At 68.5% G+C, this 19,627-nt stretch carries 16 protein-coding genes and 1 pseudogene; 6 read left to right on the forward strand and 11 right to left on the reverse strand.

The genetic code is table 11. From position 1 onward, the window contains the following. The first annotated feature begins 53 nt into the window (after positions 1 to 53). Complete coding sequence (locus QE395_RS18150; RefSeq protein WP_093535333.1) at positions 54 to 395, forward strand: hypothetical protein; 342 nt, start codon at positions 54 to 56, stop codon at positions 393 to 395. A gap of 22 nt (positions 396 to 417) precedes the next feature. Here the strand turns inward: QE395_RS18150 and QE395_RS18155 are convergent. Continuing rightward, positions 418 to 1,452, reverse strand: a pseudogene (locus QE395_RS18155) (DNA topoisomerase IB); the annotation flags it as partial. Positions 1,453 to 1,623: 171 nt separating this feature from the next. Here QE395_RS18155 and QE395_RS18160 point away from each other — a divergent pair. The 3 genes from QE395_RS18160 (at position 1,624) to QE395_RS18170 (ending at position 8,113) form a co-directional block, all read left to right on the forward strand. Then, a complete protein-coding gene (locus QE395_RS18160; RefSeq protein ID WP_306990247.1) occupies positions 1,624 to 2,031 on the forward strand; it encodes an I78 family peptidase inhibitor in 408 nt (135 codons plus the stop codon). A gap of 165 nt (positions 2,032 to 2,196) precedes the next feature. Beyond that, a complete protein-coding gene (gene gltB / locus QE395_RS18165; protein ID WP_217537848.1) occupies positions 2,197 to 6,651 on the forward strand; it encodes a glutamate synthase large subunit in 4,455 nt (1,484 codons plus the stop codon). A gap of 16 nt (positions 6,652 to 6,667) precedes the next feature. Continuing rightward, positions 6,668 to 8,113 (forward strand): FAD-dependent oxidoreductase, encoded by a 1,446-nt coding sequence (locus QE395_RS18170; RefSeq protein WP_095362440.1) that lies wholly within the window; start codon positions 6,668 to 6,670, stop codon positions 8,111 to 8,113. 56 nt (positions 8,114 to 8,169) lie between these two features. On the opposite strand, the gene QE395_RS18175 is transcribed toward QE395_RS18170, so the two are convergent. Next, complete coding sequence (locus QE395_RS18175) at positions 8,170 to 8,442, reverse strand: hypothetical protein (RefSeq protein WP_095362439.1); 273 nt, start codon at positions 8,440 to 8,442, stop codon at positions 8,170 to 8,172. A gap of 134 nt (positions 8,443 to 8,576) precedes the next feature. Between QE395_RS18175 and QE395_RS18180 the strand changes: the two genes are divergently transcribed. After that, positions 8,577 to 9,455, forward strand: a complete 879-nt coding sequence (locus QE395_RS18180; protein WP_095362634.1) for a methylglyoxal synthase — start codon at positions 8,577 to 8,579, stop codon at positions 9,453 to 9,455. On the opposite strand, the gene QE395_RS18185 is transcribed toward QE395_RS18180, so the two are convergent. The 4 genes from QE395_RS18185 to ttcA all read right to left on the reverse strand — a co-directional run bounded on the left by QE395_RS18185 (position 9,374) and on the right by ttcA (position 12,741). Continuing rightward, positions 9,374 to 9,976, reverse strand: coding sequence for a hypothetical protein (locus QE395_RS18185; protein WP_095362438.1), 603 nt, complete (start codon positions 9,974 to 9,976; stop codon positions 9,374 to 9,376). The two genes, QE395_RS18180 and QE395_RS18185, sit on opposite strands and share 82 nt — an antisense overlap. A 95-nt stretch (positions 9,977 to 10,071) precedes the next feature. Beyond that, positions 10,072 to 10,851 (reverse strand): SprT family zinc-dependent metalloprotease, encoded by a 780-nt coding sequence (locus QE395_RS18190; RefSeq protein ID WP_068848160.1) that lies wholly within the window; start codon positions 10,849 to 10,851, stop codon positions 10,072 to 10,074. A 78-nt stretch (positions 10,852 to 10,929) separates the two neighbouring features. Then, the gene (locus QE395_RS18195; RefSeq protein ID WP_068848158.1) at positions 10,930 to 11,835 is read right to left on the reverse strand and encodes a recombination-associated protein RdgC; all 906 of its coding nucleotides are present in this window, start codon (positions 11,833 to 11,835) and stop codon (positions 10,930 to 10,932) included. A gap of 33 nt (positions 11,836 to 11,868) precedes the next feature. Further along, the gene (ttcA, locus tag QE395_RS18200) at positions 11,869 to 12,741 is read right to left on the reverse strand and encodes a tRNA 2-thiocytidine(32) synthetase TtcA (RefSeq protein WP_095362437.1); all 873 of its coding nucleotides are present in this window, start codon (positions 12,739 to 12,741) and stop codon (positions 11,869 to 11,871) included. A 96-nt stretch (positions 12,742 to 12,837) separates the two neighbouring features. Between ttcA and QE395_RS18205 the strand changes: the two genes are divergently transcribed. Continuing rightward, positions 12,838 to 13,041: a DUF465 domain-containing protein gene (locus QE395_RS18205; RefSeq protein ID WP_068848155.1), complete on the forward strand. Its 204-nt coding sequence runs from the start codon at positions 12,838 to 12,840 to the stop codon at positions 13,039 to 13,041. A 91-nt stretch (positions 13,042 to 13,132) separates the two neighbouring features. On the opposite strand, the gene plsB is transcribed toward QE395_RS18205, so the two are convergent. The 5 genes from plsB to QE395_RS18230 form a co-directional block, all read right to left on the reverse strand. Continuing rightward, positions 13,133 to 15,808: a glycerol-3-phosphate 1-O-acyltransferase PlsB gene (plsB, locus tag QE395_RS18210; RefSeq protein ID WP_306990253.1), complete on the reverse strand. Its 2,676-nt coding sequence runs from the start codon at positions 15,806 to 15,808 to the stop codon at positions 13,133 to 13,135. Further along, positions 15,808 to 16,794: a hypothetical protein gene (locus QE395_RS18215; protein WP_306990254.1), complete on the reverse strand. Its 987-nt coding sequence runs from the start codon at positions 16,792 to 16,794 to the stop codon at positions 15,808 to 15,810. Before QE395_RS18215 ends, plsB begins: the two co-directional genes overlap by 1 nt. 114 nt (positions 16,795 to 16,908) lie before the next feature. Then, entirely contained in the window at positions 16,909 to 17,730 is an 822-nt protein-coding gene (locus QE395_RS18220; protein ID WP_306990256.1) for a serine protease, read from the reverse strand. 205 nt (positions 17,731 to 17,935) lie between these two features. Continuing rightward, positions 17,936 to 18,655, reverse strand: a complete 720-nt coding sequence (gene pyrF / locus QE395_RS18225) for an orotidine-5'-phosphate decarboxylase (protein WP_306990258.1) — start codon at positions 18,653 to 18,655, stop codon at positions 17,936 to 17,938. Then, a complete protein-coding gene (locus QE395_RS18230) occupies positions 18,652 to 19,584 on the reverse strand; it encodes a 5'-nucleotidase, lipoprotein e(P4) family (protein ID WP_249833416.1) in 933 nt (310 codons plus the stop codon). Before QE395_RS18230 ends, pyrF begins: the two co-directional genes overlap by 4 nt. Positions 19,585 to 19,627 lie beyond the last annotated feature (43 nt).

Consider the following 19,627-nt stretch of genomic DNA (forward strand, 5'->3'; position numbering starts at 1 on the left):
GCATACGCACCCAGCGGCATCGTGGGCACCAGAATCCCCGTTGGAGCCGCCCCATGTTTCGTCCCCTGCTTGCCGTTGCCGCCGTGACCCTTCTCTCCGCCTGCAGCAGCACGCCGGTGGCGCAGGTGCAGCCGATCGACGGCGTCATCTCCGGCCAGTGCCATGTCGACAAGGTGCGTGGCGCCGTGGGCCTGGCCGCGTCGGCCGCCACCATCGAGCGCGCCCGCGTGGACAGCGACAGCCTGCAGGTGAACGTGCTGCGTGGCCAGCGCACCGAAAGTGGCCCCACCGCCAGCGGCGCGGCCAACCCCAGCCCGGGCGCGGAGAGCGGTGGCGAACGCCTGACCATCGAGACCGGCCGCACCAACAACATCACCGCCATCTACTGCGGCTGATGTCCTGGCCGGGATCGCGCCCTCAGCGCGCTGTCCCGGCCTTGGCCTTCTTCACCGTGCGCCGCGCGCTGCGCAGGAACTTCAGCGTCGCCTGCTCCCATTGCCGCTCGCCGCGCAGGCCGGCCAACCGCGCCAGCGACCCGCTGCGCCAGCCGTCGAACACGCTGGGATCGATGTAGGCCTTGCGGCACACCGAGGGGGTGTTGCCCAGCAGCGTGGCCACCTCGCACACCACTTCCTTCTGCAGCGCGGCCGGCGCGCGCTCGCTGGACGTCTCCGGCAGCGCCGTTGCAGCGAAATGGCGCAGGGCGGCCACCGTGCCACCCCAGGTGCGGAAGTCCTTGGCGCTGAAATCGGTGCCCATCGCATCGCGCAGGTAGGCGTTGACCTGGCCCGAATCGACCGGCTGCAGCGCGCCGTCATCATCCCGGTACTGGAACAGGGCCTGCCCCGGCAGCTGCTGGCAGCCCTTGATCAGGCCCACCAGCCGCGTGTCGTCGATGTCCACCTCATGCTGCTGGCCCGACTTGCCACGGAAGCGCATGCGCGCACGCCCGCCCTTGACCAGTTCGAGGTGGCGGTTGCGCAGGGTGGTCAGGCCGTAGGAGCGGTTGTCGCGGGCATACTCGGGGTTACCCACGCGGACCAGGGTTTCGGCCAGCAGCGCGACCACGATCGCCAGCACCTTGTCCTGCGGGAAGCCGGGCAGCTTGAGATCGCGGCGCAGGCGGCGGCGCAGCGCCGGAAGCGCCTCGCCGAAGGCGATGACCCGGTCGAACTTGCCGTCGCCGCGCACCCGCGCCCAGTCCGGGTGGTAGCGGTACTGCTTGCGCCGGCGGGCATCGCGCCCGGTCGCCTGCAGGTGGCCGTTGGCCAGCGCGCAGATCCACACATCGGTGTATGCGGGGGGGATCGCCAGCGAGCGGATCCGGGCCAGGGTGGCAGCGTCGCGGACCGCGTGCCCGTCGGCGTCGCGGTAGCTGAAGCCCTTGCCGGCGCGGCGGCGGGCGATGCCGGGCAGCTCGTCGGTGACATAGCGCAGGCCGGCGTCGCGGGCTGCGGTGGCTTCGGGGGTGGCAAGGCGTGCGGGCATGGAAGCAGGGCGACGGAACGGGCCTGCAGTGTGGTGGGTGGCGCGACGGCGCCGCGTCAATAACGCAACACAAACACCTCACACCCGCCTTGACGATATGCTCCACGGTTTACCGCCTGGAACTCCGGAGTCTCGATGTCGTCCTTCTCCTTCCGCCGCCCGTTTGGCCCCACGATCCTGGCTGCCACCCTGGTCCCCACCCTGCTGTTGCTGGGCGCCTGCAAGGCCCCGCCGATGGACGAACAGGAAGCAGCGGGTACCCACGCGCAGAAGGCCGCCGAAGAAGTCGCTGCGGCGCCCGCCGACACCACGGCCAAGGCCACCGAGGCACCGCCGGTCGGCAACTGCGATGCCAACCAGGTGCAGAGCCTGGTCGGCCAGCCCTACAGCGATGCCATCGGTGCGCAGGCGCAGCAGGATGCCAGCGCGCGCCAGCTGCGCGTGCTCAAGCCGGACGACATGACCACCATGGAATTCGTCGGCGAGCGGCTGAACATTGAAGTCGACGAAAAGGGCGTGGTCACCGGCCTGCGCTGCGGCTGAATTGGGGGTACCGGAAGCGGGTTTTCGAGGGGTTTGGTTGCGCGTGCAACCGTGTATTGCGGCGTTGCAGCAACTGTGATCTAGTCGAAGCATCCGGTGCCTCCAGATGCGCTCAACGGATTGAGCGGGGACGAGTGTCGCCGCTCACCCGACATTGAGGCAGAGATGGCCCCCCGCAACCGCCAAGGGCTTTACGACCCACAAGACGAACGCGATGCCTGTGGTTTCGGCATGGTGGCGCAACTGGATGACCAGCCGTCACGGCTGCTGGTCGACACCGCGATTGCGGCGCTGTCGCGCATGACCCACCGCGGCGGTGTTGCCGCAGACGGTGTCACCGGTGACGGCTGCGGCCTGTTGCTGCGCCGCCCCGAAGCGTTCCTGCAGGCACTGGCCGCCGAAGCCGGCATCGTCCTCGGGAAACTGCATGCGGCCGGCGTGGTGTTCCTGCCGCACGACGATGCCGCCGCCCAGGCCTGCCGCGACACCCTCGAACAGCAACTGCGCGACGCCGGCTGCCAGCCGCTTGGCTGGCGCGTGGTGCCGACCGATCCGAGCGTGTGCGGCCAGCTGGCCCGCGATACCCTGCCCCACATCGAACAGGTATTCGTCGATGCCGGCCATGGCCAGGACGAAGCCGCCTTCACCCTGGCGCTGTTCCTGGCCCGCCGCCGCAGCGAACAGCAGCTGCGCGAACATGCCGATTATTACGTCACCACGCTCAGCCCCAACGCGATCAGCTACAAGGGCATGGTGCTGCCGGACAAGCTGAGCCGGTTCTACCCGGACCTGCAGCGCAACGACCTGGCCTCCAGCGCCATCGTCTTCCACCAGCGTTTTTCCACCAACACGCTGCCGCGCTGGCCGCTGGCGCACCCGTTCCGCATGCTCGCCCATAACGGCGAGATCAACACCATCGAAGGCAACCGGCGCTGGGCGCAGGCGCGCAGCAAGGTGTGGAAGACCCCGCGCTTCGACATCGGCGAATTCAACCCGGTGATCTCCATGCACGGCTCGGATTCGCAGAGCCTGGACAACATGCTGGAGCTGATGGTCAGCGCCGGCATGGAACTGATCCAGGCGCTGCGCATCCTGGTGCCGCCAGCGACCCAGTCACTGGAGTTCAAGGACGCCGACCTGGCTGCGTTCTACGAGTTCTACGGCCTCAACAGCGAACCGTGGGACGGCCCGGCCGGCATTGTCGCCTGCGATGGCCGCTATGCCGCCTGCACGTTGGACCGCAACGGGCTGCGCCCCGCGCGCTGGATGCTCACCTCCGACCGCCACTTCCTGGTGGCGTCCGAAGCGGGCGTGTGGGAAGTGCCGGCCGAACGCGTGGTGCGCAAGGGCAAGCTGGGTCCGGGCGAGATGATGGCCATCGACCTCAAGCGCGGCGACCTGCTGGATTCGGATGCCATCGACCGCATCAACCGTGGCCGCGCGCCGTACAAGCAATGGCTGCAGCAGGGCGTGACCTACCTGCAGACCGAACTGATCGACCCGTCGCTGGTGGAAGAACCGTTCGACGAACGCACCCTGCGCAGTTACCACAAGCTGTTCCAGCTCAGCACCGAGGAAGTGGAGCAGATCCTGCGCCCACTGGCCGAGACCGAGCAGGAAGCCACCGGCTCGATGGGCGATGACACCCCGATGGCCGTGCTCAGCCAGCAGAGCCGGCCGCTCTACGATTACTTCCGCCAGGCCTTCGCACAGGTCACCAACCCGCCGATCGATCCGTTGCGGGAAGACTGCGTGATGTCGCTCACCACCCAGCTCGGCAAGGAGACCAACATCTTCCATGCCGGCGCGGAGACGGTGAACCACGTCATCCTCAATTCGCCGGTGCTCAGCCAGCGCAAGCTGCGCCAGCTGATCAAGATGCCGCAGTACGTGGACCGCAACCGGCTCATCGACCTCTCCTACAGCCTGGACGAAGGGCTGAAGGCCGGCATCGAGCGCATCTGCGCCGAAGCCGAAGCGGCCGCGCGCGAAGGCATCGTCATGCTGCTGCTCAGCGACCGCTACCCGGTGGCCGACCGGCCGATGGTGCATGCGCTGCTGGCCACCAGTGCGGTGCACCACCACCTGTCCAACGCCGGGCTGCGCTGCGACGTCAACCTGATCCTGGAAACCGGCACCGCGCGCGACCCGCACCACATGGCCTGCCTGCTCGGCTTCGGCGCCACGGCGGTGTACCCGTACCTGGCCTACCAGACCCTGTTCGACCTGGGCCGGCGCGGCATCCTGCAGCTGAAGAAGGGCGGCGAGCAGTCGCAGATCGGTCGCAGCTATCGCAAGGGCATCTACAAGGGCCTGTCCAAGATCATCTCCAAGATGGGCATCTGTACCGTGGCCAGTTACCGCGGCGCGCAGCTGTTCGAGATCGTCGGCCTGGACGACGAAGTGGTCGACCTGTGCTTCCCGGAAACGCCCTCGCGCGTGGCCGGCGTGGGCTTCGCGCGGCTGGACGACGAGGCGCGCGAGCTTACCGTGCGCGCCTGGAACGACCTGCTGCGCCCGGAGGTGGGCGGCGTGCTCAAGTACGTGCACGGTGGCGAATACCACATGTACAACCCCGACGTGGTCATGACCCTGCAGCGCGCCGCGCGCAGCGGGGATGCCGCCGACTGGCAGCGCTACTGCGAGGCGGTGCATGGCCGGCCGGTGTCGGCGCTGCGCGACCTGCTGCAGCTCAAGGCCGCCCCCACGCCGACCCCGCTGGACGAGGTGGCGCCGGCCGAAGACCTGTTCCGCCGCTTCGACACCGCCGCGATCAGCCTGGGTGCGTTGTCGCCCGAAGCGCATGAAGCGCTGGCCATCGCCATGAACCGGCTGGGTGGGCGCAGCAACTCCGGCGAAGGCGGCGAAGACCCGGTGCGCTATGGCACCAACAAGCGCAGCAAGATCAAGCAGGTGGCCTCGGGCCGCTTCGGCGTCACCGCCGAATACCTGGTGAATGCCGAAGTACTGCAGATCAAGGTGGCCCAGGGCGCCAAGCCCGGCGAAGGCGGGCAGCTGCCCGGGCACAAGGTCAACGAACTGATCGCGCGGCTGCGTTATGCCAAGCCGGGCATTGGCCTGATCTCGCCGCCGCCGCACCACGACATCTATTCGATCGAAGACCTGGCCCAGCTCATCTACGACCTCAAGCAGGTCAATCCCGATGCACTGGTGTCGGTGAAGCTGGTCTCGCATGCCGGCGTGGGCACCATCGCCGCCGGCGTGGTGAAGGCCGGTGCGGACCTGATCACCGTGTCCGGCCATGATGGCGGCACCGGTGCCAGCCCGGTCAGCTCGATCCGCTACGCCGGCGTGCCGTGGGAACTGGGCGTGGCCGAATCGCACCAGGCGCTGGTGGCCAATGACCTGCGCGGGCGCACCCTGCTGCAGACCGATGGCGGCCTGAAGACCGGGCTGGACGTGATCAAGGCCGCGCTGCTGGGCGCGGACAGCTTCGGCTTCGGCACCGCGCCGATGATCGTGCTGGGCTGCAAGTACCTGCGCATCTGCCACCTCAACAACTGCGCCACCGGCGTGGCCACCCAGGATGAGCGCCTGCGCGCGCAGTACTTCACCGGCCTGCCCGAGCGCGTGGAGAACTTCTTCCGGCTGCTGGCCGAGGAAGTGCGCGGCTGGCTGTCCTACCTGGGCGTGCGCTCGCTGGACGAGATCGTGGGCCGCACCGACCTGCTGCAGCAGCTGGACGTCGCCCCGCGCCCGGGCGTCAAGGTGGACCTGTCGCGCCTGCTCAACCCGGCCCAGTACGGCGGCAGCCACTGCGCCGCGCAGCGCCTGTACGAATCGCCGGACAGCCTGGCCACGCAGATGGATGGCCTGCTGGCCCCGGCCATTGCCGGCAAGCTGGGCGGCGAACACCGCTTCCTGATCCACAACACCGACCGCTCCATCGGCACCCGGCTGTCGGGCGCCATCGCGCGCGCGCATGGCAACCAGGGCATGAGCGATGCGCCGCTGACCCTGCGCTTCCGTGGCACCGCCGGGCAGAGCTTCGGCGCGTTCAACGTGGGCGGCCTGCAGCTGGAAGTGGAAGGCGAAGCCAACGATTACGTGGGCAAGGGCATGGCCGGTGGCCGCCTGGTGGTACGCCCGCCGCGCGGCGCACGCTTCGAAGCGCGCAACACCGCCATCATCGGCAACACCTGCCTGTACGGCGCCACTGGCGGTGAGCTGTTCGCCGCCGGCCGCGCGGGCGAACGCTTCGGCGTGCGCAACTCCGGCGCGCTGGCGGTCATCGAAGGCGCCGGCGACCACTGCTGCGAGTACATGACCGACGGCATCGTACTGGTGCTGGGCAAGGTGGGCCTGAACTTCGGTGCCGGCTTCACCGGCGGCCTGGCCTACGTGCTGGATATCGACCGCGACTTCGTGGACCGCTACAACCACGAACTGATCGACATCCACCGCATTTCGGCCGAAGGCTTCGAGAACCACCGCCAGCACCTGCACACGCTGATCAGCCGCCACCGCGAGCTCACCGGCAGCATCTGGGCCCAGCAGATCCTGGACGAGTTCCGCGATTACGTGGGCAAGTTCTGGCTGGTCAAACCCAAGGCCGCCAGCATTGAATCGCTGACCGAATCGCTGCGCCGCGCCGCCTGATTTCCTGGATTCCCCTATGAGCCGCAAGCACGCCTTCCAGTTTCTCGACCTGCCCCGGACCATGCCACAGCGCATTCCGGTGGAGCTGCGCACCTCCGGCGACTGGGGTGAGCTGTACGGAAAATTCGGCAAGGAAGATGCCCAGTACCAGGCCGGTCGCTGCCTGGACTGCGGCAACCCCTACTGCAGCTGGAAGTGCCCGGTGCACAACGCCATTCCGCAGTGGCTGCAGCTGGTGCAGGAAAACCGCATCCACGAAGCCGCCACGCTGTGCCATTCCACCAACCCGCTGCCGGAAGTGTGCGGCCGGGTGTGCCCGCAGGACCGCCTGTGCGAAGGCAGCTGCACGCTGGAGGAATTCGGCGCGGTCACCATCGGCGCGGTGGAGAAGTACATCGTGGATACCGCACTGGCCACCGGCTGGCGGCCGGACATGGCGGCGGTGGAAAGCACCGGCAAGCGCGTGGCGGTGATCGGCGCCGGCCCGGCCGGCCTGGCCTGTGCCGACCGCCTGGCGCATGCCGGCGTGCAGGCGGTGGTGTACGACCGCTACGAGCAGATCGGGGGACTGCTGCAGTTCGGCATTCCCAGCTTCAAGCTGGACAAGTCGGTGATCAGCCGCCGCCGCAACGTGCTGGAAGGCATGGGCGTGCAGTTCCGGCTGGGCGTGGAGATCGGCCGCGACGTGACCCTGGAAACGCTGCTGGCCGACTACGACGCGGTGTTCGTCGGCACCGGTGCCTACCGCTACACCGATGGCGGGCTGCCCGGACAGGACCTGAAGAACGTGCTGCCGGCGCTGCCGTTCCTGGTGCAGAACAGCCGCATCGTCAGCGGCAGCGATGCCCACGGCCGGCCGATTGCCGGCTGGGAAGACACGCTTGCCCTGCCCGACCTGGAGGGCAAGCGCGTGGTGGTGCTGGGTGGCGGCGATACCGGCATGGACTGCGTGCGCAGCGCGGTGCGCCTGGGCGCGGCCCGGGTCACCTGCGCGTACCGCCGCGACGAGGCCAGCATGCCGGGCTCGGCCCGCGAAGTGGCCAACGCCCGCGAAGAAGGCGTGCGCTTCCTGTTCAACCGCCAGCCGCTGTCGATCGAGGCCGGTGCCGATGACGAGGCGATCGGCGTGACCGTGGTGGAAACCCACCTGGGCGAGCCCGATGCACAGGGCCGGCGCAATGCGGTGCCGATCGAGGGCAGCGAATCGCTGCTGGAAGCGGACGTGGTGATCATCGCGTTCGGCTTCTCGCCGACCGCGCCGGCATGGCTGACCGCGCAGGGCGTGGAGGCGGGCAACAACGGCCGCATCCTGGCCGGCGGCCAGGGCCGGCTGCCGTTCCAGACCGCCCACCCGCGCCTGTTCGCCGGTGGCGACGCGGTGCGCGGTGCGGACCTGGTGGTGACCGCCGTGGCCGAAGGCCGCGATGCGGCGGCGGCAATCGTGGCGCTGATCACCGCCTGACAGCGGTCACCGGGCACGCTGGCGCCGGCCGTTGGCCGGCCCACGCGGTGCTGGATTCAAGCGGCGGCCCGTACCCCGGCGCGCTCGATTTCCAAGGCCAACAACAGCTGGATCTCATCCAGCTGGTCGCGGATGCGGGCATTGCCCGCGTCGTCGGCGTGGTCGCATTCGATATGCGCATCCAGCATGCGCGCCAGCCCGACCAGCAGGACGTCGGCATCGCCGTGGGCCGCATGGCGCAGCAGGCGACCCAGCGCGCGGATACGGGCGCCACGGTCGTGGGCCAGCGTCTGCACCGACGGCGCGTTGCGGGGAGCGGAGAGAGGCATGGGGGCTTGTCCTGATTGACCGGCTGATGGCGGCCAATGTCGGTTATGGCCCCGGTATGCGGCTATGCAACTTTTACGAATTGTCGTGAAGGGCTGGTAATGTCGCGGATGCCCCACTCTCCCGGATGATTCCCATGCGCATCGGCCTGGCCGCCAATCGGCTGCACCACCACGACAAGCACGCTGCACTGTTCCGCTGGCTGCGCGCCAGCGACACCGGGCTGCGCGAGCTGGGCGTGGAGCTGCATGCGGTCGGCCGCACCTATGACGCCATCCAGCGGCTGGGCTTCCTGCCCGATTTCGCCACCCTGCGCCGCTACCCGAACGGCCGCGAGGGCGGCCTGATGAAGCTGGTCGCCGAGGTGGTGGGCATGGGCACGCCCGAGCGCACCCTCGACGGCGCGATCTACCTGATGGACCCGGTCGACCCGTCCTCGGTGTTCCCCGAAGCCACCGCACTCAAGCGCCAGTGCGTGATCCACGGCAAGCCCTTCATCTCCACCGTGGCCACCGCGCGCGACTGGATCGAGGTGGAACGCGTGCACGCCGGCCTGGCCGCCGATCCCGGCGCCGAGGACCTGCATGCATTTGAGCAGCACACGCTGGCGCTGATCGCGCACGATGCGATGAAGCCGGCCATGCTGGCCTTCGCCGACGAGCACTTCGCGCTGCTCTCGCGCTTCCGCAGCCGCGTGGGCACCGGTACCACCGGCCAGCGCCTGAATGAACTGGCCTGGAGCCGGGGCTGGGCCAGGGACCAGGAGTGGGTGACCCGCTACCAGAGCGGCCCGATGGGCGGCGACGCGCAGATCGCCGACCAGGTGCTGGAAGGCCGCTGCCAGCGCGCGATCTTCTTCGAAGACCCGCACGTGGCGCGCCAGCACGAAGCCGATATCCAGCTGCTGGAGCGCGCGGTCACCACCGTGACCGATCAGGCGGTGTGCATCACCGCCCCGCGCGTGGCCGCACGCTGGGCGCAGGCGGCCACGCTGCGCGCACGCGCATCGCCCTGATCACGGAGTGGGTATGCATCGCTGGCCACGGCGAAATCATGCGCGCCCTGCCCCCGTCGCCACTCACTGTCGCCACTGCGGCCGCCGGCACTGAGGATGTAGCTGCCGTGCCAGTGGTCATCGCTTTCACGGCGGTCCATCCCGTGGGTGGCGATGCTGCCCTGGCGCCGTGCGCTTTCGCGGAACAGCAGGCGGAAGCGCTTGCGATGGAACACGCTGCCGTACAGCCCACCACTGACTTCCACCCGTGGCCGTTCGCGGCCGGGCAGCAACCGTAACGGTCCGTTTCCAACGCGGCACTGCACGCACTCGGCCACGCCTTCCACGCGCACCCCGTTCTGCGACAGCATCACCAGGTACACGGCCTCGGCGTGGCGTTCAGGTCCCTGGCCGTAACGGGTCAGCGTCCACACCCCGGACACATCCGGTACGCGCGCACGCAGCATCGCCGCCGTGCCCAGCACGGCGGCAGCCAGCACATTGGTGAGCACATCGAAGGCAACCGCGGCCATCGTCGACATGGGCATTCCGGGTGGCGGCAGAAGCCGCCAGATTCGCGCGCCTCACGCAGCGATCCCATGCAACAAGGTCGAAAGCAGCCACGCAGAAAGCGTATTCAAAGCAGCTGCCGCAGCATCGCCTTGAGCCGCCGCCCTTCCAGTTGGAAGTAGTCCCGTTCCTCACGCCACGCCGGGAAGCGCTGTTCCACTTCGTCCCAGAACGCAGGCGAATGATTGGCCTGGATCAGATGGCAGAGCTCATGCACCAGCACGTACTCGAACGCCGACGGCCGCCCCAGCACCAGCGCCAGGTCCAACGCCATGCTGCCGTCGGGGGCCAGCGAGCCCCATTGCGAGGACATCACCTTCAGCCGCAGGCGCGCTGGTGCGCGCGGCAGGCTGGGCAGGTAGCGCGGCAGCCACTGGCCGACATCGGCGCGGGTCTGCGCTTCGTAGAACTCGCGCAGCGCGCGCTTCACCGTGGCATCGGTACCGCGGGCCGGCAGGTGCATGCACACGCCGGTGCCGTCCAGCTCCAGGTGCGCGTAGCGCCCGGTATCCCACCGCAATGGCAGCAGTTCGCCACGCAGCGGCAGCACGCCGGGTTCGCCGATCACCAGCGGCGGGGGCAGGTTCTGCGCCTGGTAACTGCGCAGCTGCGTGGACAACCAACCGCGGTGCTGTTCGAGGAAACGTTCGCCCATCACCAGGCTGGCGCGCGGCGGCAGGGTCAGCCGCACGCCACGCTCATCCACGCTGAGCTTGATCCGGCGCGCACGCGGATCGCGCACGCGCAGCACGTCGATCTCGGCATCCTCCAGGCGCAGGCGCACGGTGTCGCGCTGCAGGGTGGGGGCAACGGCCGGGGAGATCAGGCGGCGGAGGAATCCGGGCATGGGTACAGCATAACGCCCGTGGTGCGCGGGATATGACTGCGGGGTGTAAAGGGGCGGGGCAGGACCCCGCCCGGTGCCTCAGTCGGCTTTGCTCAGCTTGAAGGCCTCTTCCAGCAGCAGGAACAGGCGGCGCACTTCGCCGCTCTGCAGGGCGAAACGGGCATCCAGCTCGGCGCGGCGGCCGTCTTCGTCGGCGTGCTCGAGCTGGTCCAGGGCGCCGTCCAGGAACTTCAGCTTGCGCACGATCAGGTCGTCGCCCAGCACGAAGGACAGGTTGTCCTCGAACACCAGGGCCAGCTTGGTCACCTGCTTGCCGGCGTCCAGGTGCTTGTCGATCTCATCGCAGCGCAGTTCCTGGTGCTGGCACTTGACCACCGCGCCGCCCTCGGCCGGGTCCTTCATCTCGCACTCTTCGCCCAGGCTCAGCCCGGTGGGGAGCGGCTCACCGGCGATCCAGCCGGTCAGGATCGAGCGCGGCGCCACTTCAGCGTTCAGCGGCATGGCCGGGAAGCTGCCGAGCAGGCCACGGATGTCGGACATCATGTTCTCGCCCTTCTTGCTGCTCGAGCAGTCCACCGCCACGTAGCCGTGGGTCAGGTCGATCAGCGCGTCAGTACGCGAGCTCTTCACGAAGGCACGCGGCATCAGCTCATGCAGCAGGTCGTCCTTCAGGCGCTTGCGCTCGCGCCCGCCGGGCTTGCGCCCCTCCTTCTCTTCGATCTCTTCCAGCTTGCGGGCCAGCAGGTCGTTGACCACCGCGCCCGGCAGGATCTTGTCCTCACCGCCCACGGTCAGCCACAGCGCGTCACCGACGCGGTGCGAGAACACGGCCTTTTCCTCACGACCGAACGGGGAAATGAAACCGCGTGAACTCATTTCAAGCGGGCCGACCGGCTTGAGCAGCACCTGCGGCAGCAGGGTATCGACTTCAGAGAAATCAGTGGCGGTCGGGAAGCGGAACAGGGTCAGGTTGCGAAAGAACATGGAAATCCGGATAGGAAGGCGTGAAAGGGAACGTCAGGGGGTGCCGTCGGTCCAGGCCGACGGCGGGCTGGGCGCGACCGCGGTGCGGCCCAGCGCCATGAAATCGAACAGGGCCGGGTCGGCCAGCTGCGACGGGTGGATGTTGCCCAGCGCACGCGCGATCTGGTCGATCCGCCCGGGGTGTTGATCCTCCCACTGCTGCAGCATCTGCGCCACCTGGCGGCGCTGCAGGTTGTCCTGGCTGCCGCACAGCGTGCACGGAATGATCGGGAAGCCGCGCGCCTGCGCATGCTGTGCGATGTCGCGCTCGCTGACATAGGCCAGCGGGCGGATCACCACGTGCTGGCCATCGTCGCTGCGCAGCTTGGGCGGCATCGCGGAGAGCTTGGCGTGGTAGAACAGGTTGAGGAAGAACGTGGCCACGCTGTCGTCGCGGTGGTGGCCGAGTGCGATCTTGCTGAAGCCATTTTCCGCCGCATGCCGGTACAGGGCGCCGCGACGCAGCCGCGAGCACAGCGAGCACATCGTGCGGCCTTCGGGAATGACCCGGCTCACCACCGAATAGGTGTCCTGTTCGATGATCTGGTAAGCCACGCCGATCGAGGCCAGGTACTCCGGCAGCACGTGTCCGGGGAAGCCCGGCTGTTTCTGGTCCAGGTTCACCGCCACCAGTTCGAAGGCCACCGGGGCCTTTTTCTGCAGCTGCAGCAGCACGTCCAGCAGGGTGTAGCTGTCCTTGCCGCCGGACAGGCAGACCATGATGCGGTCGCCGTCCTCGATCATGCCGAAGTCGGCGATCGCCTGGCCCACCTGGCGGCGAAGCCTGCGCGCCAGTTTGTCCTGCGCGGCCGCGTCCGTGCGCGGGGCGCGGGGGAGCGGATCGGGCAGGGGCAGCACGGCAGGCATCCGGTCATTCTACCGGCTCGCACTGGTTGCCATCGGTGTGGGGAAGTGACTGCGTTCACTCCCGGGCGTCATGCCGGATGTGTATGCTCGACGACTGTGGATACCCTGACGCCCGAACAGATCACCGACCTGCTTGCCAACCTCCGGCAGGAGCATCGTGACCTGGATGACAAGATCCAGCGCATGGCCGCCAATGGCGAGGATGAGCTGGAGTTCAAGCGCCTGAAGCGCCGCAAGCTCCAGCTCAAGGACCGCATTGCGAAGCTGGAAGACATGTTGATTCCGGACGAGCCGGCGTAAGGCATGCCGGCCAACGGCCGGCGCTACGAATTGCTGGCGAACGCGGTGAAATCCGGATACCTCGGGATACGCAGGATTGTCGACGCGGTCGTCAATCCTGCGTTACCGGTTCCTCTGGCTTCGCGGCTTCGGGGCTCACCCGCTCGATGGTGTGGCGCAGCTCGCGGCCCAGGATGAACTTGGCGTCCTTGGCCCACATGTCCAGGCGTTCGTCGAACAGCAGCTTGCTGTTCTCGTCCGGCCACACCAGGCGCAGCTCGCGCAGCTTCTGGATGAAGCCGCGGAACAGGGTGCGGTCGAAGAACTCCGGCGCGGCCGGGGCGTAGAGCAGGCTCAGGCGCTGCGCGGCCTGCTGGCACAGGCTTTCCAGCTCGGCTGCGCCCAGCGTGCCCGGGCCGTTCTTCACCAGCACCGAAATGGCGATGTAATACCGCTCGAACGCCTGCTGCAGCGAATGGCCGATCGCACGCAGGCGGAACACCTCGTCGGTCTGCCCGGTGTTGCGCGCCAGGATGCCGCCATCGTCGTCATTGACGTTCTGCAGCAGGCCCTCGCGCACGAACACCGCGATGGTCTGCTCGATGCGCTGGGCGAATTCGTCTTCGGTCCACGGCAGGAACAGCTCGGCCTGCAGGAACGGGTACACGGTGCGGCCCAGCTGCACCAGGCCGGTGCGGCTCATGCGGCGGTTGTTCTGGAAGCAGCACGCCACCCACGACGACGCGGTGAACAGGTGGATGACGTTGTTGCGGAAGTAGCTGAGCAGCACCGCGGTATCGCCACTGACGCTGAGCACATCGCCCAGCGGGTGCTTGATCCGGGTCAGCACGTTGATTTCCTCGGCGTGCGCGATGATCCGCTCCGGCGAATGCGGCGTGACCGTGACCCGGTCCGAATACGGCATTTCCACCAGCAGGGTCTTGCACAGCTCGATCTGCGCGATCAGGTCGGCTTCGCCCATCGCATGCTTGGGCGTGGACAGCAGCGCCAGCGCCAGCAGGTTGATCGGATTGACGTCGGCCGCGCCGTTGATGTGCACCTGGATGCGTTCGGCCAGGTGGTCCACCGTGCCCGACAGCCACGACGGCTTCTCGTCCTCGCCAACCGGCGCGCCATCCCACTCCGGTGCCTGGCGGGCCAGTACGTCGTTGAGCGCGATCGGCTCGCCGAAGTTCACCACCACCTGGCCGTAGTTCTGCTTGAGCACCTTGGGGATCGACCACAGCAGCTGCCAGATCGATTCCTTTTCCTTCGGTCGCCCGGACAGCTCGTCCAGGTAACTGCCGCCTTCCATCAGCTTTTCATAGCCGATGTACACCGGCTGGAACAGCACCGGCTTGCGCGGCTGGCGCAGGAACGCACGCAGCGTCATCGAGATCATGCCGCCCTTGGGCTGCAACAGGCGCCCGGTACGCGAACGGCCGCCTTCGACGAAGTATTCGATCGAATAGCCACCGGCCACCAGCTGCGCCACGTATTCGCTCAGCACCGCCGAATACAGCGCGTTGCCGCGGATCGAGCGGCGGATGAAGAACGCACCGCCCTTGCGCAGCAGCGTGCCCACCACCGGCAGGTTCAGGTTGATGCCCGCCACGATGTGCGGCGGCACGATGCCGCGGTCGTACAACAGGTAGGACAGCAGCAGGTAATCCATGTGGCTGCGGTGGCTGGGCACGTACACCACTTCATGGCCCGGCGCGGCGGCCTTGAACTTGTCCAGGTGGTGCACCAGCACGCCGGCGTAGATGCGGTTCCACACATGGCTGAGCATGAAGCTGGCCGAGCGCACCACCGGGCTGGAGTAGTCCGCGGCGATTTCCCAGGCGTAGGCGTGCGCCTTCTTCCAGGCGTCGGCCGGCTTGGTGTTGTCGCGCTTGGCCTGCGACGCGATCGCCTCGCGCACCGTGTCGGCCTCCAGCACCTTGTCCACCAGCAGGCGACGGGTGGACAGGTCCGGCCCGATCACCGATTCGCGGATGCGGCGGAAGTGGGTGCGCAGCACGCGCTGCAGCTTGCGCACCGTGCGCTCGGGGTCCAGCCCTTCGTCCACGGTGGCGCGCAGCGAGATCGGCGGGGCGAACCGCACGATGGTGCTGCGGCCGTTGAGCAGCACCGCCAGCAGGCGGCGGAAGCGGCCCACCAGCGCCCAGTTTTCCGAGAACAGCACCGCGAACCAACCGCTCTGCTTGTCCGGCGCGCGGCCGACGAAGATCGACACCGGCACCAGGTTCACGTCCAGCTCGCCGCGGGCACGATGGGCCTGCAGCACCTTGGCCAGCGAATCGGAATGGGTCTTGGCGCCGCGCTGTTCGGGAATCAGCGAGTTGCTGCTGCTCCGCCGCGACAGCGCCAGATAGGCCCGCCTGCGCCCGGTCGGGTCGCCGGCAATGGGCACCAGCGGCGAGGGCAGCCCGGCTTCACGGCAGGCCTTGTCCAGGATCAGCGCGTTGGACAGACCGTAGTCTTCCAGCACGTAGACCACCGGGCGGCCGTCGTCGTACTGGCCGGGGTGTTCGGGTTCGATCTTCAGCGACAGCCACGGTTCGACCAGGCGGCCCAGCAGGCGGGCCCACCACGGGCGGCGCCCGAACGAGGTGCGCGCTGCCGCGCTGACCGGGCTGGGCACGATCGCCGCCGGGTCGGTCGCGCCCGCGGTCGGGGCGTCCGCGCCGGGCACAATGTCGGGCGACGCGGACGGGGCGTCCGGCGTCTTGGGCGGCTCTTCGCCGGGGAAAGGCAGGGGATTCTGGTTCGGCATCGGCTTCATTATGGCTTAGCCGGTGCAGAAGCACCGTCCTTGACCTGCGCGGCGGCCTCTGCTTCGGCGGCCAGCTGGGCGTCATGTTCAGCTTGCGCGGCCATGGCGGCCTTCGCTTCGTCAGCCGCCTTGAGCAGTGCGTCGGTCTCTTCCAGGGTGCGCGCCAGGTACCAGTGGCCCTCGCGGCGGGTCATGCGCACCTGGGCTTCGATCTGTTCGCCGGCCAGCGGGTACTGGATCCGCAGCACGGCGGTGTCGCCCTCCTGCGACACCAGTTCGCCGCGCAGGTCGTTCATTGCCGCGTCCAGCGACAGCCCGTAACTGGCCAGCGCGGTCTTCAGCGCCTTGGCGAACGGTCCCAGCCGGCGCAGGCTGCCTTCCATGCCGGCCGCCTGCAGCTCGGCGTCGGTGGACAACCCGGCACTGCGTGCGGTGGCGGTCAACAGGGTGATGGTGGTCTTTGCGCGCTGCTTGTCGGTCAGCGGCGCGGCGGCCGCCCAGCGGCTCAGCACATCCACTACCTGGCTGTAGTGGGCGCGCTCGGCCTCGCTGTAGTCGGTCTGGTTGCGCAGGTACTGCACGCCGAACAGCCCCATCGAATGGGCCGCCTGGCGCACCCCGGTGGCCTGGCCGGCAATCTGGGTGTCGAACGAGCGCTGCAGGCGCTTGGGCGCGTCCGGCGCGGACAGCGCCGCCAGCATCGGCAGCAGCTGTCCATCCAGCGGCAGGTCGGTCAGCGGCCAGCGGCTGTGACCCTCGTCCCAGGCCGCCTGCAGGCGGGTGTACTGGGCCGGCGGCACCGAGGCGCGGGCGTAGCCCACCAGGTCGTTGTCGGCCAGCTGGCGGGCGATCTGCTGCAACGCGGCCACCGGCTCGGCGGCCGGTGCATCCGGGTCGATCGTGTCGCGCTTGCACGCCCCCACCAGCAGCAGCCCGCACAACGACAGCAACATCACCCAGGGTCGGTAGCGCCCTGTCATCAACGGCATGGACATGAATTCGGACTTCCCCGGACCGGTCCGCATCTTGCGGCCTGCGCCCCCACAGCGGCAACCCATCCTGCCCGCCGTGCCGGCAGGATGGGCGCAACCCGTTGTTTCTACTGTATATCAGTCACGCATCCAGGTGGCCTGGATGAAATCGCGCACATAGCCCTGCGATAACCGCGCGTACACCCCAGGGCGATCCGGCAGCGCGCAGCCCTCGCCCCAGCTGACCGTGCCCAGCACCGTCCAGGCGCCCTTGCGGCGCACCAGCAGCGGCCCGCCGGAGTCGCCGCTGCAGCTGTCGATGCCCTCGGCGCCGGCGCAGATCACCGCGCCGGCCTGCAGATCCGGGTAGGCCTGCTGGCACGCGTCGAAGGTCACGAACGGGGTCTGCACTGTCTGCAGGGTGGTCGGCAGATCCTGCTCCCCGGGGAAGTCGGTCACCCCCCAGCCGATCACCGTGAAGGCGCGCCCGGGCCGCAGGTAGGCACTGTCCCGGCCCAGCAACAGCTCGGCCGGCTCGGCCTTGGGCACCGGCCGCTTGAGCTGGATCAGCGCCACGTCGTTGAGCAGGTTGCCTTCGTCGTAGGCCGGGTGGACGTGGATGGCCTTGACGTTGGAGGCACGGCGGCGCGGCGTGGTCTTCAGCGTGGTCTCCCCGACCAGCACCGCCAGCTGCGCCGGCGGCAGCCCGTCAACACAGTGCGCGGCGGTGAGCACCCAGGAGGGCGAGATCAAGGTGGCACCGCAGTTGTGGCGGGCGTGGTCCGAATCGCCGCGTCCCAGCCGCTGCAGGCTGGCCATGAACGGGTACTGGCCGGGTTCGGCGTCGCCCCCGCCGATGATGTGGGGCACGGTGTCCGGCCCGGGCTGGGCCAGCGCGGGAACCGAAACAGCAGAAAGGATCAGGCCGAACATCCAGGCCGGCCGGGAACAGATACGCATGCAGCAACTCCTTTGCGGAAAAGTGGAAACGAGAGGCACAGCGCCGGGGCGTGTGCCGGGTCGATTCGACGGCAAAGAAGTCGGAACAACTGCGTGGTCGGTCGCGTTTCAGCGGCGCCAACGATTGATGGATCCATTTCTGCGAACAGGCGCTACCTGGCACCGGGATGCAGTTCCATCCCGGTGCGTGCAACCCCTACACCAGTCAGCGACGAGCGGCGCTGATCTCGTCCTGGATCGCCCGCGCAGCCGCGCGCGGATCGGCCGCCAAGCGGATCGGGCGACCGACCACGATGGCATCGGCGCCGTCGGCGAACGCCTGGGCCACGCCCACGGTGCGCTTCTGGTCATCGCCCACCGGGCCACCGGGGCGGATGCCCGGGCACACGATCGAGAACCCGGCGCCGGTGGCGGCGCGGATCGGGCCGGCTTCCTGGCCCGAGGCGATCACGCCGTCGATGCCGGCGGCCTGCGCGGCCAGCGCACGTTCCACCACCACGTCGACCGGCTCGCGGTCGATGCCCATGCCACGCAGGTCCTCACGCCCCATCGAGGTCAGCACGGTCACCGCCAGCAGGCGCATGTCGCTGCTGTTGGCCGCCGCGCAGGCCTCCATCATCGCCGGGTGCCAACCATGGATGGTGGCGTAGCTCACCGGCCACTGCGACAGCCGACGGATCACCGCCGCAGCGGTGGCCGGGATGTCGAAGAACTTCAGGTCGACGAACACGCGCTTGTCGCGCGCGGCCAGCGCATCGAGCACTTCGAAGTACTCGCCCGAGGCCAGCAGCTCCATGCCGATCTTGTAGAAGGAGACCGCATCGCCCAGCCGGTCCACCCAGGCCAGCGCATCCTCGCGGCCCGGCACATCGAGCGCGAAGATCAGGCGTTCGTCATCGCGCAGCGGCAGCGGGGCGCGGTTCACGGCGCGTAGTCCAGCGCAGCCCGCTTGGCGTCATGGCGGGCCTGGCGCGACTGGCTGTAGTCGTTGTTGAACTGGGCCGGTTCGAAGCCGCCGTAGGTCGGGTTGGGCAGCATCCACCAGCGCTCGCCGAACCAGTCGTGGTACTGCTGCAGCAGCGCGTCGCGGCCGTCGTTGGTGTTGGCGGTCACTTCCACGAAGTCGCCCAGCTGGTCGCCGAACTGCATCAGCACGCGGTAGTTCTGCCCGGCCAGGCGGCGGCGGCAGTTCTTTTCGCTGCCGGCCTGCTCGCAGTCCTTCACCACCGTGCCCAGGCCCAGGAACACGCTGTCATCGGCCACTGGCAGCCCTTCGGCACGCAGGTTGGCCAGGGTGGCCTCCTTGAGGTGCACGGCGCGGTTGGAGATGTACAGCAGGGTCACGCCCTTGGCGTTGGCCGCCTTGGCGAAATCGACCACGCCCGGAATGGCCTTGGCCTTCTTCTCGGCCACCCACTGGTCCCAGCTCAGTTCGTCGTACTCGCCGCCGTCGCGCACCAGGCGCGCCTGGTAGGGCGAGTTGTCCAGCACGGTTTCGTCCACGTCCAGCACCACGGCCGGCTTCAGGCCCTTGGCGGCGTTGCCGCGCTCTTCAGGCACCAGCGCATCCCAGTTGGCTTCCTTGAGCGCCTTGTCCAGGTGGTCGGCAGCGGCGCGGTAGGTCTGCTCGGTGATCGCCCGGTATTCCTGCGAACGCTGCATCCACAGCACGGCGTTGAGGTTGTCGTTGGCGGCCACGGCGGCATCGCCCTTCGCGGCAGGCGCGGCAGCGGCGGCAGCAGGGGCCGGGGCAGCAGCTTCGGCGGGGGTTTCGGTGCGCTTGCACGCCCCCAGCGCCATCACGGCGCAGGCAAGCACGGACAGGGAAACAGCGGTACGACGCATGGCAATCACCAGTACTGAGTGGCGCCAGTTTACCGGCTTGGCCGCCGCGGTT

This window comes from Stenotrophomonas sp. SORGH_AS_0282, from assembly GCF_030818125.1.
GTDB classification, from domain to species: Bacteria; Pseudomonadota; Gammaproteobacteria; order Xanthomonadales; family Xanthomonadaceae; genus Stenotrophomonas; species Stenotrophomonas rhizophila_A.